The sequence below is a fragment of the Janthinobacterium sp. HH102 genome (assembly GCF_001758625.2).
Classification (GTDB): Bacteria; Pseudomonadota; Gammaproteobacteria; order Burkholderiales; family Burkholderiaceae_D; genus Janthinobacterium.
The window spans coordinates 5,154,404-5,169,273 of sequence record NZ_CP062062.1 but is presented as its reverse complement, the minus strand read 5'-3'; the positions used below and the strand labels follow the sequence as shown (position 1 = coordinate 5,169,273).

Annotated in this window: 15 protein-coding genes; 6 read left to right on the top strand and 9 right to left on the bottom strand. The window is 63.8% G+C overall.

Features of this window, described 5'->3' with window-relative positions; translation table 11 throughout:
* Both JAB4_RS23500 and JAB4_RS23495 read right to left on the bottom strand, forming a co-directional pair.
* On the bottom strand, nucleotides 1-1,503 hold the full coding sequence (locus JAB4_RS23500; protein ID WP_227742018.1) for a sensor histidine kinase: 1,503 nt from the start codon (nucleotides 1,501-1,503) through the stop codon (nucleotides 1-3).
* 17 nt (nucleotides 1,504-1,520) lie between these two features.
* Nucleotides 1,521-2,108 carry a hypothetical protein gene (locus tag JAB4_RS23495; protein WP_070222380.1) on the bottom strand — a complete coding sequence of 196 codons (588 nt, stop codon included), beginning with the start codon at nucleotides 2,106-2,108 and terminating at the stop codon, nucleotides 1,521-1,523.
* Nucleotides 2,109-2,223: 115 nt separating this feature from the next.
* Between JAB4_RS23495 and greB the strand changes: the two genes are divergently transcribed.
* Complete coding sequence (gene greB, locus JAB4_RS23490) at nucleotides 2,224-2,790, top strand: transcription elongation factor GreB (protein ID WP_070222382.1); 567 nt, start codon at nucleotides 2,224-2,226, stop codon at nucleotides 2,788-2,790.
* A 71-nt stretch (nucleotides 2,791-2,861) separates the two neighbouring features.
* Nucleotides 2,862-3,506 carry a transposase gene (locus JAB4_RS23485; RefSeq protein ID WP_071650225.1) on the top strand — a complete coding sequence of 215 codons (645 nt, stop codon included), beginning with the start codon at nucleotides 2,862-2,864 and terminating at the stop codon, nucleotides 3,504-3,506.
* Nucleotides 3,507-3,567: 61 nt separating this feature from the next.
* On the opposite strand, the gene JAB4_RS23480 is transcribed toward JAB4_RS23485, so the two are convergent.
* From JAB4_RS23480 to gmk, 3 genes are all read right to left on the bottom strand, one after another.
* The gene (locus JAB4_RS23480; RefSeq protein ID WP_070222384.1) at nucleotides 3,568-5,850 is read right to left on the bottom strand and encodes a bifunctional (p)ppGpp synthetase/guanosine-3',5'-bis(diphosphate) 3'-pyrophosphohydrolase; all 2,283 of its coding nucleotides are present in this window, start codon (nucleotides 5,848-5,850) and stop codon (nucleotides 3,568-3,570) included.
* Between the two features lie 82 nt (nucleotides 5,851-5,932).
* Nucleotides 5,933-6,136, bottom strand: coding sequence for a DNA-directed RNA polymerase subunit omega (gene rpoZ, locus JAB4_RS23475; protein WP_010400723.1), 204 nt, complete (start codon nucleotides 6,134-6,136; stop codon nucleotides 5,933-5,935).
* 58 nt (nucleotides 6,137-6,194) lie between these two features.
* On the bottom strand, nucleotides 6,195-6,833 hold the full coding sequence (gmk, locus tag JAB4_RS23470) for a guanylate kinase (protein ID WP_080753685.1): 639 nt from the start codon (nucleotides 6,831-6,833) through the stop codon (nucleotides 6,195-6,197).
* A 198-nt stretch (nucleotides 6,834-7,031) separates the two neighbouring features.
* Between gmk and JAB4_RS23465 the strand changes: the two genes are divergently transcribed.
* Complete coding sequence (locus JAB4_RS23465) at nucleotides 7,032-7,442, top strand: DoxX family protein (RefSeq protein ID WP_071650226.1); 411 nt, start codon at nucleotides 7,032-7,034, stop codon at nucleotides 7,440-7,442.
* A 15-nt stretch (nucleotides 7,443-7,457) separates the two neighbouring features.
* On the opposite strand, the gene JAB4_RS23460 is transcribed toward JAB4_RS23465, so the two are convergent.
* Nucleotides 7,458-7,784: a hypothetical protein gene (locus JAB4_RS23460; RefSeq protein ID WP_070222386.1), complete on the bottom strand. Its 327-nt coding sequence runs from the start codon at nucleotides 7,782-7,784 to the stop codon at nucleotides 7,458-7,460.
* Between the two features lie 3 nt (nucleotides 7,785-7,787).
* Nucleotides 7,788-8,678, bottom strand: a complete 891-nt coding sequence (locus JAB4_RS23455) for a YicC/YloC family endoribonuclease (protein WP_070222388.1) — start codon at nucleotides 8,676-8,678, stop codon at nucleotides 7,788-7,790.
* 302 nt (nucleotides 8,679-8,980) lie between these two features.
* On the opposite strand from JAB4_RS23455, the gene rph reads away from it, so the two are divergent.
* The 3 genes from rph (at nucleotide 8,981) to hemW (ending at nucleotide 11,703) form a co-directional block, all read left to right on the top strand.
* On the top strand, nucleotides 8,981-9,709 hold the full coding sequence (gene rph / locus JAB4_RS23450) for a ribonuclease PH (RefSeq protein ID WP_046685905.1): 729 nt from the start codon (nucleotides 8,981-8,983) through the stop codon (nucleotides 9,707-9,709).
* A 138-nt stretch (nucleotides 9,710-9,847) separates the two neighbouring features.
* The gene (rdgB, locus tag JAB4_RS23445) at nucleotides 9,848-10,432 is read left to right on the top strand and encodes an RdgB/HAM1 family non-canonical purine NTP pyrophosphatase (RefSeq protein ID WP_070222390.1); all 585 of its coding nucleotides are present in this window, start codon (nucleotides 9,848-9,850) and stop codon (nucleotides 10,430-10,432) included.
* The gene (gene hemW, locus JAB4_RS23440; protein ID WP_070222392.1) at nucleotides 10,429-11,703 is read left to right on the top strand and encodes a radical SAM family heme chaperone HemW; all 1,275 of its coding nucleotides are present in this window, start codon (nucleotides 10,429-10,431) and stop codon (nucleotides 11,701-11,703) included. The genes rdgB and hemW overlap by 4 nt, the downstream gene beginning before the upstream one ends.
* On the opposite strand, the gene JAB4_RS23435 is transcribed toward hemW, so the two are convergent.
* Together JAB4_RS23435 and JAB4_RS23430 are read right to left on the bottom strand one after the other, a co-directional pair.
* Nucleotides 11,700-12,875, bottom strand: coding sequence for a tetratricopeptide repeat protein (locus JAB4_RS23435; RefSeq protein WP_070222394.1), 1,176 nt, complete (start codon nucleotides 12,873-12,875; stop codon nucleotides 11,700-11,702). The genes hemW and JAB4_RS23435 overlap by 4 nt on opposite strands.
* A gap of 166 nt (nucleotides 12,876-13,041) precedes the next feature.
* The gene (locus JAB4_RS23430) at nucleotides 13,042-14,775 is read right to left on the bottom strand and encodes a methyl-accepting chemotaxis protein (protein WP_070222396.1); all 1,734 of its coding nucleotides are present in this window, start codon (nucleotides 14,773-14,775) and stop codon (nucleotides 13,042-13,044) included.
* Nucleotides 14,776-14,870: the final 95 nt, after the last annotated feature.

Here is a 14,870-nt window from a genome sequence, read left to right as displayed (position 1 = left end):
CTAGGCCGCGTCTGGCGGCGGCCCGCTGTGCGCGGGCGCACTGGCTGCAGCCGCTATTATCGCCTCTCGCGGGGTGGTCAGACGGATTTTTATGCTCAGGATGGTGCCGCCGTCCGGCCCATCCATCAGGCTCAGGCTGCCGCCCAGCGCGCTGGCCCGTTCGGCCATGCCGCGGATGCCGAACGACTGCGGCTTGGCGCGGTCGGACAGGCGCATGCCGACGCCATTGTCGGCGATGGTCAGGCTGATATGCTGGCGCTGCCGGGCCAGGCGCACGCTGACCTTGCTCGCCTGCGCATGCTTGGCGATATTCGTCAGCGCCTCCTGGGCGATGCGGAACAGGCTGGTCGCCTGGTCCAGCTCCAGTTCGATGTGCTGGCGGTTGGAAATGAACTGGCACTCGATGCCGGCCTGGCGCGCGAATTCCTTGACCTGCCAGTCCAGCGCGGCGACCAGGCCCAGGTCCAGCATGGAGGGGCGCAAGTCCAGCGAAATGCGGTGCACGGCGTCGATGCTGCGGTCGACCAGGGCATCGACATAGTCGGCCTTTTCCTGCAGCAGCGGGTCGTCCGGCGGCAGGCGGCGCGCCAGCATGGCCAAGGCCATCTTGATGGCCGTCAAATTGCCGCCCAGGTCATCGTGCAATTCGCGCGCCAGGCGCGTGCGTTCGTGTTCCTTGACCTTGTCGATATGCGCCGTCAGCTCGGCCAGGCGCGCGCGCGACTGGCGCACTTCGATCTGTTCGAGCCGGCTTTCCGTGATATTCGTCATGATGCCTTCCCACTGCACCGTGCCGTCGGCCAGCGCGCGCGGCGTCGAGCGCAGGTTGATCCATTTGACGTCCTTCCAGGCATCGATCCAGATCCGGCCTTCCCAGTTCCAGCTCCACAAGGCGCTTTTCGAGGCTTGCATCGATTCCAGATACGAGGCGCGGTCGTCGGCCAGGATCAACTGGTAAAACAGTTCCGGGCGCGCGTGCAGCAGCGCCGGGCTCAGGCCCAGAAGGGCCTGGCAGCCTTCGCTCAGGTAGGCAAAGGACGCCCGTCCATCCGCATGCAGGCAGAACTGGTACACGAGGCCCGGCGTATTCGAGACGATGGCGTTGAAGCGCGACTGCACCTGCGCCAGGGCGGCGGCCGTCGCCTGCGGCGTACGCAAGTCTTCGCCCTCGGCCAGCAACAGGGGGCGCCCCTGGCGCTGGGCGCGCGACAGGTGCAGGCTGAGCGAATACAGGCTGCCATCGCGGCGCCGCTGCTGCACGTGCAGCCGGGCTTGCGCGCCGATGCTGTCGTCCAGAGTGGCCAGCACGGCGGCCAGCTGCTGCGCGTCGAGCTGCGGCGCCAGCGTGAAGGGCGTCATCGCCAGCAATTCCTTGCGTGCATACTGCAAGTTGTCGCTGGCGGCATCGTTGGCGTCCAGCAATTGCAAGCTGGCCGCGTCGTACAGGTAGATTTCCGGCGCCGCCGCGCGCAGGGCGGGGGCCAGCCGGGGAGTGTCGTGCATGGAGTTGCCTTTCTTCATCAGCGGCGGGCGCGCCAGAAGGCGGCAAAGCGGCGCAGCACCCTGGCTGGGCGGGAATTATGACGCCCTGGCGTGCCCTTGCGCAAGCGCTGCCACCAGGCGCGGCGGGCGCGGCCCAGGGCGGCCGACAGGCGGCTGACACGGCGCCACGGGCGCGTGGCGCGCAGCCGGGCGATCCAGCGGTCCTTGGTTTCCATGAAGAGGCCATGCCAGCGCGCAAACCACGGCAAACTGAGCAGGGTAGGGCGCGTCAGCGAATACAGGCGCGCGACGGCGGCCGCGCCGCCCAGCTTGGCGATGACGATCACGCCGATGCCGGAAAACGCATGGCCGCGCGCGATCGCCAGCAGGGCCAGCAGCTTGACGGGAAACAGCAGCACGGCCGGCAGCACGAAGATGGCCAGCGCCCAGTACGGGGGCAGGCGCTTGATCCACGCTTCGAGCGCATGCAGGGGAGGGAATTGCGACACCACCTGCATGATGCGCGCGCCCGTCGCCCATAGCCATTCCTCGATCAGCAGGCAGATGGCGGCCAGGTAGACCAGCGGCGCGAACAGCCAGCGCCTGACTCTGTAGATTTTTTTCATCCGTCTCCGTGTGCGGCCCACGTTTGCCGCGATTGCCACGATGATACGTCAAAAAAGCCCGCCTGCGCCCGCATCCCGTGTGCCCATGGCTTCCTGGCGGGGCTACAATAGGCGGATGAATAAAGCCTTTGTAAAAGAATCGGACAACGACGACGATGAAGAAGCGGTCGCGCTGGCGCTGGCCATTCCCGCCGGCGCCAAGAACTACATCACGCCGGCCGGCTACCAGCGCATCAAGGAAGAGCTGCTGCAGCTGATCGACGTCGACCGTCCGGAAGTGGTGCGCATCGTCCATTGGGCGGCGTCGAATGGCGACCGTTCGGAAAATGGCGACTATATCTATGGCAAGCGCCGGCTGCGCGAAATCGACCGCCGCATCCGCTTCCTCACCAAACGCATGGACCTGGCCGCCATCGTCGATCCCAGCGTGCACCATGGCAACGACCAGGTGTTTTTCGGTGCCACGGTAACCTACCGCACCAGCGACGGCGAAACGCACACCATCACCATCGTCGGCATCGACGAATTCGACCCCCTGAACGGCAAGATCAGCTGGGTCTCGCCCATGGCCCGCACCATTACCAAGGCGCGCGAAGGCGATGTGATCACCCTCAACACGCCGCTGGGCGAGCAGGAACTGGAGTTGCTGGAAGTGACGTATCCGGCGCCGGGGGAGGGGTAAGCTTGCGGTGACGCAGGACGCCAGACGCGCACGCTGGCACACTGACCATTCAGTTGGTATCAGGAGTTGCCATGCCCCGTCGCCTTCGGCTCGTCTTGCCCGGCGTTCCCTTACATGTGGTGCAACGTGGCGTGAATCGCCAAGCCTGCTTTCTTGATAGGCAAGACAAGCAGCGTTATCTGGATTATCTGCACAGTTGTTTGGCGCTTGCACCATGCCATCTGCATGCGTATGTGCTGATGAATAATCATGTGCATCTATTGCTTTCCACGCAAAGCACAACGTCCCTGTCGTTGCTGATGAAAATGCTGAACCAGCGTTATGTGCAGTATTTCAACTGGCGTTATGGCCGCACCGGCAGTTTGTGGGAGGGCCGCTACAAATCTTGCCTGGTACAGGGCGAGCGTTATTTATTGATTTGCCAGCGCTATATCGAACTTAACCCTGTCAGGGCCGGTATCGTGGCATTGCCTGGTCAATATTGCTGGTCCAGTTATCGAAGCAATGCGCAGGGCGTGCATGATGATCTGCTGTCTCCGCATTCTTTATATATGCAACTTGGATGTGATGTGCTTGAGCGGCAAAAGACATACCAATCGTTATTTCAGGATGAATTAGGCGATCGCTGCATCGGACAACTGCGAGAAGCAGTCAATGCTGAATTTGCGGTGGGGGATCAGGCGTTTTTACGACGCGTTGCGGAACTGAACCGGTAGCCCGCAGCGGAGATCCGGGGTCAGACCCGGCGGGTCTGACCCCAGCTTTTTGCCGCGTGAATCAGTTACGCTCGCGCAGGATGCGGTTGACGCCGGCCACGCGGCGCACATTGCGCAGCAGGGCGGCCAGGTGGACCCTGTCCTTGACCTGCACGGTGAAGCGCAGCTGGTCGAGCACGTTGTCCTTGTCTTCGTCCATGCCCACATAGATGATGTTGGCGTCCGATTCGCCGATTTCGGCGGCCACGCGGGCGAGGATGCCCCGTTCGCTGTTGATCAAGACCTTGATGCGGCAGTCGAAGCGGCGGTTTAGTTCGGTTCCCCAGCGCACGGCGATCCAGCGGTCCGGTTCCTTGGCGCGCTGGCGTTTCGCTTGCGAGCAGTCGCTCGTGTGCACGAGCAAGCCCTGGTCGCGGCGCAGCTGGCCGATGATCTGGTCGCCGGGAATCGGCAGGCAGCAGGGCGCCAGTTGCACGGACACGCCTTCGCTGCCGCAGATGGTGACGGGGTCCAGTTCGCTGCCGCTGTTGTGTTCCACGGGCATGCTGGCCGCTTCGCCGCCGATCAAGCCGAAGATGTGGCGCGCCACCAGGGTGGCCATGCGCTTGCCGATGCCGATGTCCGCGTACAGCTCGTCCATGGAATTGGCGCTCGATTCGTTGAGCAGGCGTTCGACCAATGGCGCTTGCAGGTCGGCGTCGATGTTCAGGGTGTGCAGCGCCTGCGACAGCAATTGCTGGCCCAGGGCGATCGATTCGGGCAGGTTGATCGTGCGCAAGTGGTGGCGGATGGCCGAACGGGCCTTGCCGGTGCGCACGAACGACAGCCACGTCGGGCTGGGGCGCGACGAGGAATCGGTGATGATTTCGACGATGTCGCCATTGTGCAGCTCGGTGCGCAAGGGCGAGGTTTCGTTGTTGATTTTCACGGCCACGGTCTGGTCGCCGATGCCCGTGTGGATCGAGTAGGCGAAGTCGATGGCCGTGGCGCCGCGCGGCAGGGCGATGATCTTCGACTTCGGCGTAAACACGTAGACGGAATCGGGGAACAGGTCGACCTTGACGTGTTCGAGGAATTCGGCCGAGTCGCCCGTCTGCTGCTGGATGTCGAGCAGCGATTGCAGCCACGCATGGGTGCGCTGCTGCAGGTCGGACGGGTTCGATTCGCCGCTCTTGTACAGCCAGTGCGCCGCCACGCCGGACTCGGCCGTGCGGTGCATTTCCTGCGTGCGGATCTGGAATTCCACGGGCGTGCCGTACGGGCCGATGACGGTCGTGTGCAGCGACTGGTAGCCGTTCAGCTTGCGGATCGCGATGTAATCCTTGAACTTGCCCGGCATGGGCTTGTACAGGCTGTGCAGGGTGCCCAGGGTCACGTAACAGTCGGCAAAGCTGCCCACCACCACGCGGAAACCGTACACGTCCAGCACTTGCGAGAACGACAAATGCTTGCTGCGCATCTTTTTATAGATGTCGTACAGGGTCTTTTCGCGGCCCGTGACGTCGGCTTCGAGCTCGGCCATGGACAAGGTGCTTTTCACCGCTTCCATGATCTTGTTGACCACCTCGCGCCGGTTGCCGCGCGCCGCCTTGACGGCTTTCGCCAGGGTGCGGTAGCGCATCGGATACAGGTGCGAGAACGACAGGTCCTGCAGCTCGTGGTAGATGTTGTTCAGGCCGAGACGGTGCGCGATCGGCACGTACACTTCCATGGTCTCGCTGGCGATGCGGCGTTTTTTCGCCGCCGTCATGAAGTCCAGGGTGCGCATATTATGCAGGCGGTCGGCCAGCTTGATCAGGATCACGCGCACGTCGGATGCCATGGCCAGCAGCATCTTGCGGAAGTTTTCCGCCTGCGCTTCGATCTGGCTCTGGAATTCGATCTTTTCCAGCTTCGACAGGCCGTCGACCAGGTGCGCCACCGGAGCGCCGAAGCGCTCGATCAATTCTTCCTTCTTGACGTCCTGGTCTTCCATGACGTCATGCAGCAGGGCGGCCATGATGGCTTGCGCGTCGAGCTTCCAGTCGGCGCAGATTTCGGCGACGGCGATCGGATGCGAGATATACGGCTCGCCCGAGCGGCGCATCTGGCCCAGGTGCATTTCGTCGGAGAAGCGGTAGGCTTCCTTGACTTTTTTCAGGTCGGCGGGAGACAGGTATTCGGCCAGCTTGTCGGCCAGGTGGCTGACGGAAGCCACGCCGAGGGCGGGCGCTGGCGGTGCTGCGGGGGTGTTGCTGCCGGACGTGCCGGCGCCGGGCGCGGAAGCGCCCTGCGATTTTGCCGCCTGGCGCGAGGCCAGGGGCGGCAGTGCTGCGGAAGTCGTGTCGGCTGGGGTCAGACTCATAAAACGTCGCGTTGCTTCACAGTGTGAATAAAGGATACGGTAGAACCAGGGGTCAGCACTGTTCCGGCACGCGGGTTCCCACTTACATCGGGACCTTTTTCAGCATTTCGATGCCGACTTTACCGGCAGCGATTTCACGCAGTGCGACGACGGTAGGCTTGTCCTTGGCTTCCACCTTTGGGGTGTGGCCTTGCAACAACTGACGTGCGCGATAGGTCGCAGCCAGGGTCAGCTGGAAACGGTTAGGGATCTGCTTCAGACAATCTTCGATTGTGATACGGGCCATAGTAACTCCTAAAATTTTTGCGTGGTGCTGTGTGAACTGGCGTGCCGTTGCAGCGTTTTTACTCTGCGTGCAGGCCCAGCTGGGCGAATAGCGATGCGTTGCGGGCCGCTTGTTGCGCAAACCGGCAACGGGCCGCTCTCACGATCGCGCTCAGTTCGGACAAAGCGACCGTAAACTCTTCATTGATAATAACATACTCGAACTCGGGAGCGTGTGCGATTTCGCCGCCGGCCGCCAGCAGGCGGCGCGTGATCACGTGCGGCTCGTCCTGGCCGCGCTTGTTCAGGCGTTCTTCCAGCGCATCGATCGATGGCGGCAGGATGAAAATGCCGGCCGCGCGCGGGAATTGCTTGCGCACCTGGCGCGCGCCTTGCCAGTCGATTTCCAGCAGGATATCGGTGCCGGCGGCCATTTGCTGTTCCACCATGATGCGCGAGGTGCCGTAGTAGTTGCCGTGCACTTCCGCCCATTCCAGGAATTCGCCCTGGTCGGCGCGCGCGACAAAGTCTTCCGCCGTCGTGAAATAGTACTCGCGGCCATGCTGCTCGCCCGGACGCGGGGCGCGCGTGGTGGTCGAGATCGACAATTTGATGCCGGGCTCTTGCGCCAGCAATGCATTGACCAGTGTCGATTTGCCGGCGCCCGATGGCGCGGCGACCACGAACAGGCTGCCGGAGAAGGCGGTAGGGTGGCTCATGCGGATCTTTCCATTTGCGTGTGATGGCGGCGCGTGCGCTTGCATGGGCGCCGCCCAATTCGGTATTTTACCAAGAGGCAAGGCGACGAGCCAGCCCTGCGATGCGCCTGGCCGCCGCGCCTGCGCATTTTTTGCTTGTTATCCTGAAGAAATAGTTATCTAATTTGGAATATTTTTCTTTATCGACAGGATGTGCGCATGAAAAATTTCCCGTTTCTCAGTATTGCCCAGGCCATGCTGTTGCTGCGCGTGGCCATCGCCGTGATGTTCATGGCGCATGCCATCACGCGCATCGCCAACGGCACCATTCCCCGCTTTGCCGGTTTTCTGGAAGACAAGGGATTTATCTATGGCCTGGCTGTCGTGTGGGCGATTACCATCGTCGAGATCGTTTGCGGCAGTTTGCTGATCGCCGGCAAATACATGCGCTGGGCGGCGGCCGGCCTGATGGTGATCTGCCTTGGCGGCATCGTCATCGTGCATGCGGCCAAGGGCTGGTTCGTGGGCGAGCATGGCGCCGGCGGCGTGGAGTACAGCATCGTGCTGTTTGTCGCCTGCGTCGTCATCGCCGCCAGCGACAGGGCGCGCACCGGAGCGCGCCTGGCGTAAGTTGCATGCCTTGTCTCAGCGGGGCAGCCGGCCCAGGGCGATTTCGCCGCTATTGAGAACGATGGCCCGGCCATTCACATCGGTGCAGTCGCGGTTGCTGATGCGCACGATGGCGCTGTCGACCGAGACTTCCGCGCCCAGGTTGCTGCGCGAGCAGATGCGGTAGGAGGCGGCGTCGGCGCCCGTGTAGATGGCGGCGCCGCGTTCCTTGAGAGCGAAACACCCGGAGGCGCAGCCTTCAACCGCATACGGCGACGGCTGCTGCGCAGGTTGCGCTTGCGCGCCTGCCGCCAGCAGCGCCAGGGTGACGCTGGCGAGCGTCAGGATGCGTGGTGCGGTCATGGCTTATTCCAGGTTCTGCACCTGTTCGCGCATCTGCTCGATCAGCAGCTTCAAGTCCATCGAGGCGTCGGCCAGTTCCTTGACGGAGGCCTTGGCGCCCAGCGTATTGGCTTCGCGGTTGAGTTCCTGCATCATGAAGTCGAGGCGCTTGCCCACTTGCCCGCCCTTGGTGAGGATGTGGCGCGTTTCGCCCAGGTGGGCCGACAGGCGCGCCAGTTCTTCGGACACATCGATGCGGATGCCGTACAAGATCACTTCCTGGCGGATGCGTTCCATGGCGTCCTGGCGCGACAGGGCCGAATTCGAGCCCTGGCTGGCCAGGCCCAGCGCATCCTGCATGCGCTCGATGGCTTTTTGCTGGAAGGCCGCCACCACTTGCGGAATCAAGGGCGTGATGCGCTTGACGATGGCTTCCATCGCTTCGATGCGCGACACCAGCACCGCTTCGAGCGCCGCGCCTTCGCGCTTGCGGCTGTCGACGAAGGCGGCCACGGTGCGCTTGGTCAGCGCGCCCACGTCCGCCTGCAGGGACTCCTGTCCCACTTGCGCTTCTTCGATGACGCCAGGCCAGCGCAGCAGTTCTGCCACCGTCATGACGGGGGCGGAGACAAAATGCTGGCCCACTTCGTTTTGCAGGCGCGCCAGTTCGGTCAGCAGGGGCACGTTCAGCGCCTGCGTGCCGGCGGTCGCAGCCTTGCGGCCAAAGCTCAGGCGTACCTCGACTTTGCCGCGCGTGATGGCGGACATGACGGCGGCGCGCAAGTCAGGTTCCAGGGCCCGCAGATCGTCGTTGATCCGGAATTGCAGGTCGAGAAAGCGTGAGTTGACGCTCTTGATTTCAATTGTCAGTGTGCCTGCAGCACCTTCGCTGGTGGCAACCGCGTAGCCTGTCATGCTTGAAATGCTCAAAGGATTCCCCGATTTGATCTTGTATACAGTCACTTATACACTTAATCAGCCAGCGCAGGCAATACTGCCCGCGCCGCGAAACAGGACCGAAGTGCCCGATGGCCTGAAAATTGCTGAATAGTGTGCGTTTTACGGCATTGTAAAGAAAATTGTGTTTGGCGGGGCAGGATTGTAGGGATCATGTGTGCGCCGCCCGCCATTGCGCCCTGCGCTGTTGCATGGCTGCAAATGGGCGCGCGCGCGGTGGTAGAATCGCTGCCGCAACCCCAATCACACAGGACATCCCCATGACATTCGAATCCCGCCCGAGCGGCCGCGCCGTCGATGCGCTGCGCGCCATCCGCATCACCCGCCAGTACACCAAACATGCCGAAGGGTCGGTGCTGATCGAGTGCGGCGACACCAAGGTCATCTGTACCGCCAGCATCGAAGACAAGGTGCCGGGCTTCCTGAAGGGCAAGGGCCAGGGCTGGTTGACGGCCGAGTACGGCATGCTGCCGCGCTCGACGCACACGCGCATGGACCGCGAAGCGGCGCGCGGCAAGCAGTCGGGCCGCACGCAGGAAATCCAGCGCCTGATCGGCCGCTCGCTGCGCGCCGCCTTCGATTTGCAGGCGTTCGGCGAACGCACCCTGCACCTCGATTGCGACGTGATCCAGGCCGACGGCGGCACGCGCACGGCCTCGATCACGGGTGCCATGGTGGCCGCGTATGACGCGTTTTCCCAGCTGCAGGCGCGCGGCGCGATCGCCGCCATCCCCGTGAAAAGCTTCGTCGCCGCCATCTCGGTGGGCGTCTACCAGGGCATGCCGGTGCTGGACCTCGACTACGTGGAAGACTCGGGCTGCGACACGGACATGAATGTGGTGATGACGGAAGCGGGCCACTTCATCGAAGTGCAGGGCACGGCCGAAGGCGCCGCCTTTGACCGCGCCGGCATGAACCGCCTGCTGGACCTGGCGCAGGGCGGCATCGCCGACCTGATCGCCCTGCAAAAGCAAGCTCTCGGCATGTAATCTTTACATAAATTTACATGTCATTGCCCGCTGCGCCGGGCAAAAAGCCCACACCTGCCGTTTTTTTCGGCAGCGGCGGGCCAGGGTGAGGGGAGCGCAAAAGGTTTACAATGTCGGCACTTCAACCGGACTACTGACATGACCCAACGCCTCATCCTCGCCTCCAACAACGCCGGCAAGCTCAAGGAATTCAACGAGCTGCTCTCGACCATCGGTTTTTCCGTCCACGCCCAGGGCGAATACGATGTGCCGGAAAGCGACGAACCGTTCCACACCTTCGTTGAAAACGCCCTGCAAAAGGCGCGCCACGCATCTCGCCTGACGGGCTTGCCGGCGCTGGCAGACGATTCCGGCGTGTGCGTCAATGCGCTCGGCGGCGCGCCCGGCGTGTATTCGGCCCGCTATGCGGGCGAGCCGAAATCGGATGCGGCCAACAGCGCCAGGCTGATCGCCGACCTTGAGGCGCATGCCGACAAGTCCGCGTATTACTACTGCGTGCTGGTGTATGTGCGCCATGCGGACGACCCGCAGCCCGTGATCGCCGACGGCCGCTGGAACGGCGAGATGATCGCCACGCCACGCGGCAACGGCGGCTTCGGCTACGATCCGCATTTCTTCATTCCCGCGCTGGGCAAGTGCGCGGCCGAACTGACGTCCGATGAAAAGAACGCGCTGTCGCACCGCGGCCAGGCCCTGCGCGCGCTGGTGGAAAAGCTGCGATGATCCCGATCAAACTGGTGGGCGCCGTTGCCCAATCGGCCGCCAGGTCGGCAGCCAGGCCCGCGCCGCAGGAAGGCATTTCCGGCGCGGCCGGGGCGGCCCTGAAGTACCTGCAGCCGGGCGCGCTGAACCTGACGGCCCTGCCGCCGCTGTCGCTGTACATTCACTTTCCGTGGTGCGTGAAAAAATGCCCGTATTGCGACTTCAATTCGCACGAGGTGCGCGGCGACCTGCCGGAAGCCGAATACCTGGCGGCCCTGCGGCTGGACCTGGAGATGGCACTGCCGCTGATCTGGGGCCGCAAGATCCACACCATCTTCATCGGCGGCGGCACGCCCAGCCTGATGTCGGCGGCGGGCCTGGACCGGCTGATGTCGGACGTGCGCACCCTGCTGCCATTGGAGCCCGATTGCGAAATCACCATGGAAGCCAATCCTGGCACCTTTGAAGCGGAAAAATTCAAGTCTTACCGGGCCAGCGGCATCAACCGGCTGTCGGTCGGCATCCAGAGCTTCAATGGCCGCCATCTGCAGGCGCTGGGGCGCATCCATGACGACAACGAGGCGCGCCGCGCGGTGGAGATCGCGCATGCCAACTTCGACAATTTCAACCTCGACCTGATGTACGCGCTGCCCACGCAGACGCTGGACGAAGCGCGGCAGGACCTGGAGACGGCGCTGTCGTTCGCGCCGCCGCACCTGTCGCTGTACCACCTGACCCTGGAACCGAACACCCTGTTCGCCAAGTATCCGCCCGCGCTGCCGGACGACGACGAGAGCGCCGATATCGCCGACATGGTGGCCGCGCGCGCCGCGCAGGCCGGCTATGGCCGCTACGAAGTGTCGGCCTATGCGCAGCCGGGCCGCCAGGCACGCCACAACCGCAATTACTGGGAATTTGGCGACTATCTCGGCATCGGCGCGGGCGCGCACTCGAAGATTTCGTTCCCGCACCGCGTGCTGCGCCAGGCCCGCTACAAGCAGCCGCGCGCCTACATGGACGCGGTACTGGCCGGTAATCCGGTGCAGGAAGAGCGCGAACTGGCGCGCGAGGAAATGGGCTTCGAATTCATGTTGAATACCCTGCGCCTGACGCAGGGCTTTGCGCCGAACCTGTTCGCCGAGCGTACGGGCCTGGCCCTCAACGCCATCGAGCAGCCGCTCAATGCGGCCGAAGCGAAAGGCTTGCTGTACCGCGACCACCAGGTCATCCGTCCGACGGAACGGGGATTGTGCTTCCTGAATGACCTGCAGCAGATGTTCCTGGAGGATTAATGCGTGGTGACGGCGCGCAGGCGCTGCAGCTTGGCCGCATACAGAGTATGGTCGCTGCGCGTGGTGCTGTTGTTCATCGCCAGTTCCAGCTGCTTGCCGGCCTGCTCCATCTGGCCCAGGCGCGCATAGGCTTGCGCCAGCCAGAAGTGAAATTCGTGGTAGTACGGGTCGCGCGCGATTTCACGTGAAAACAGCTGTATCGCCCGCACGTAATCGTTTTGCTGCATGGCCGCCTTGCCCAGGTTGAAGTAGTGGAAAGGCGGCTGCGGCTGCAGCGCCAGCAGGCGCCGGCGCAGCGGCAGCGCTTCTTCGGGCAGGCCGGACGCTTCCAGCACCTGCGCCAGGTTCGACAGCAGCACCGTGTTGTCCGGCGTGCGCGTCAGCGCATGGGCGAAAGTGCGCCGCGCTTGCGCCAGGTCGCCATGGCGGAACTGGATCACGCCCAGGGTGTTGTAGGCGCCGCTGAACGAGGGGTCTTGCAGCAGCGCTGCCCGGGCCCACCAGTATGCCTGATTCAGCTGGCCCTCGCTCATGGTTTCGGCGGCGCGGTTGTTCATGTACATGGCGAGCACGGTCGCTTCGTCGAGTTCTCGCGTGCGGTAGCCGCCTATCTCCGCGGACGGCAGGAAATCGATCACCATCATGCCCTTGGCATCGTACCTGCCGGATTTGTCGTCCAGCCGCTGGCCCAGTACCAGGTTGACGTGGCCGGCGACAAAATACATGTCGCCGCTGCGGCTCCAGCTTTCTTCGCCGAGCACCTCCTGGTAGCGCACCTGCAAGCCCATTTCATGTGCCAGCGCCGCCGTCATGATCACCAGCGACAGGCAGTTGCCCTGGCGCGCGGCGAACGTTTCGCGCGCATTGCGGGTCATGGCCGCATCGTACTCGAGTTTCAGCCTGCTCTTGTCGTACAGGGCGTCATACAGGGCCGCGCGGTCATTCTTGTTGCGCGCTTCGCGCCGCACTTGCGTGCGCACATACTGGCGCATGGTCTCGTCGATGGCAAAGACCTGGCTGGCGTCGATGGCGGCGGCCGGCGCGAAATCGCCGTCGTTGAAGATGGGGGGCAGGCTGGCTGGCGGTGCTACGCTGCAGGCCGCCAAAGCGCCGCAGAGCAGGGCGGCGCCCAGGCGCTTGAAGCAAGCGGCGAAAACAAGATAGGGGCGCATGGTCTCTCCCTGGAGGCGCCGGCTGTCTCATGTCGCGGTGGCGCGCCAGTCCCACCTGAAACCAGTATCGGCGCGCCTGGCGCCGCTGTCAAATGGTTTCAAGCGCCTTGCCGCCGCCTGCACGGTGCTGGAAAGCGGGTGTAACGCCGGACTTAAAACCGCGGGCTTAAAACTCTTCCCAGTCCTGCTCGCCGGCGATGTGCGATGGCGTTTTGCGCGCCGCGGCGCCGGCCGCCTTGGGTGCTGCGGGTTTGCCGGCCCTGGCCTGGGGCGGGCGTGGCGCGAGTTTTTGCGTGGTGGCAATGGCGGCCCTGGCCGGCCGCGCGGCGCGCACCGGCGCCGCCGTGGCCACGTGCTCGAGCTGGAAGCCGGCCGCCACCTGCGCCAGGCGCGCCGCCTGGTCCTGCATGCTTTCGGCTGCCGCCGCCGCTTCTTCCACCAGCGCCGCATTTTGCTGCGTCACCTGGTCCATCTGCGCGATGGCCTGGTTGACCTGGTCGATGCCCATGCTTTGCTCGGCGCTGGCGGCAGTGATCTCGGCCATGATGTCGGTGACCCTGCGCACGCTGTCGACCACTTCGCCCATGGTGCTGCCGGCCTGCTGCACCAGCCGCGTGCCGTTGTTGACTTGCTCCACAGAGTCGCCGATCAGGGTCTTGATTTCGCGCGCCGCCGCGGCCGAGCGCTGCGCCAGGCTGCGCACTTCCGTGGCGACGACGGCAAAGCCGCGCCCCTGCTCGCCGGCGCGTGCCGCTTCGACCGCCGCGTTCAGGGCCAGGATATTCGTCTGGAAGGCGATGCCGTCGATGACGCCGATGATGTCGACGATTTTCGTCGAGGCCGTATCGATGGCGCCCATGGTGTCGACCACCTGGCTGACGATGCCGCCGCCCCGTTCGGCCACGCCGGATGCGGCCACCGCCATCTGGTTGGCCTGGCGCGCGTTGTCCGCATTCTGCTTGACGGTGCTGGTCAATTCTTCCATCGACGACGCCGTCTCTTCCAGCGAACTGGCCTGCTGTTCCGTGCGCGCCGACAGATCCTGGTTGCCGGCGGCGATTTCGCCCGACGCCGTGGCGATCGCGTTGGTGCCCGTCTGCACTTCCGACACCACCTTGCGCAGCGCCTCGTTCATGCCGTGCAGCGCGCGCATCAGGTCGCCGATTTCATCGCTGGCAGGCGTGCCGAAATGCGTGCGCAAGTCGCCGTCGGCCACCGTTTCCGCCACTTTCACGGCGGCTTTCAACGGCTGCGTGATCGAGCGCGTGATCAGCCAGGCGCAGACGCTGCCCAGCGCCACCACCAGCGCGCACAAGGTCAGCAGCAGGGTGAAGCTGCGCCCGTTGGCCGCCTCGATCGCGTGCGCCGTGGCGTCGATGGCCTGGCGCTGCTGCGACAGCAGGGCCTTGACGTTGTTCTGGTACTTGGCGGCGGCCGGCGCGAAGCTGTCGCGGTAGACGCTTTCCGCCTGCGCCGCATTGCCGCCCTTGCGCGCATTCATCACCAGGGTCTTGGCATCCTGGTACTTGACGCGTTCGGCAATGGACGCCTTGAAAATGGCCTTTTCCTCGTCGCTGACGAGCAGGGTTTCGATTTGCTTCAGCAGCTCGCCGCCCTGCTTGGTGCTGTCGGCGATGGTGTCGGCAAACACGTTCGACAGGGTTTCATCCGTGCTCCTGGCGATCATCGAAGTGCGCGCGATGGCCGAGTAAATCAGTACGTACCAGTCCGATACGAGGCGTTCCTTGGCCAGCGGCTTTTCCATCATTTGCCGCGTCGCTTCGGCATTCACGCTGGCGCTGTACAGCGCGTACGAGGTGGAGATCACGGACAGCAGCAGCACCAGCGCGAAGCCTGCAGCCAGGCGCGTGCCGATACGAAGGTGGGAGAGGGCGTGCATGGTTGGAACTCCTGTCGCAGAGAGATTAAAGGTTGCCTGTGCGACATAGTATGCACTGATAAGTGACCAAGAGGCGAGGGAAAAGCGCGCTTGTC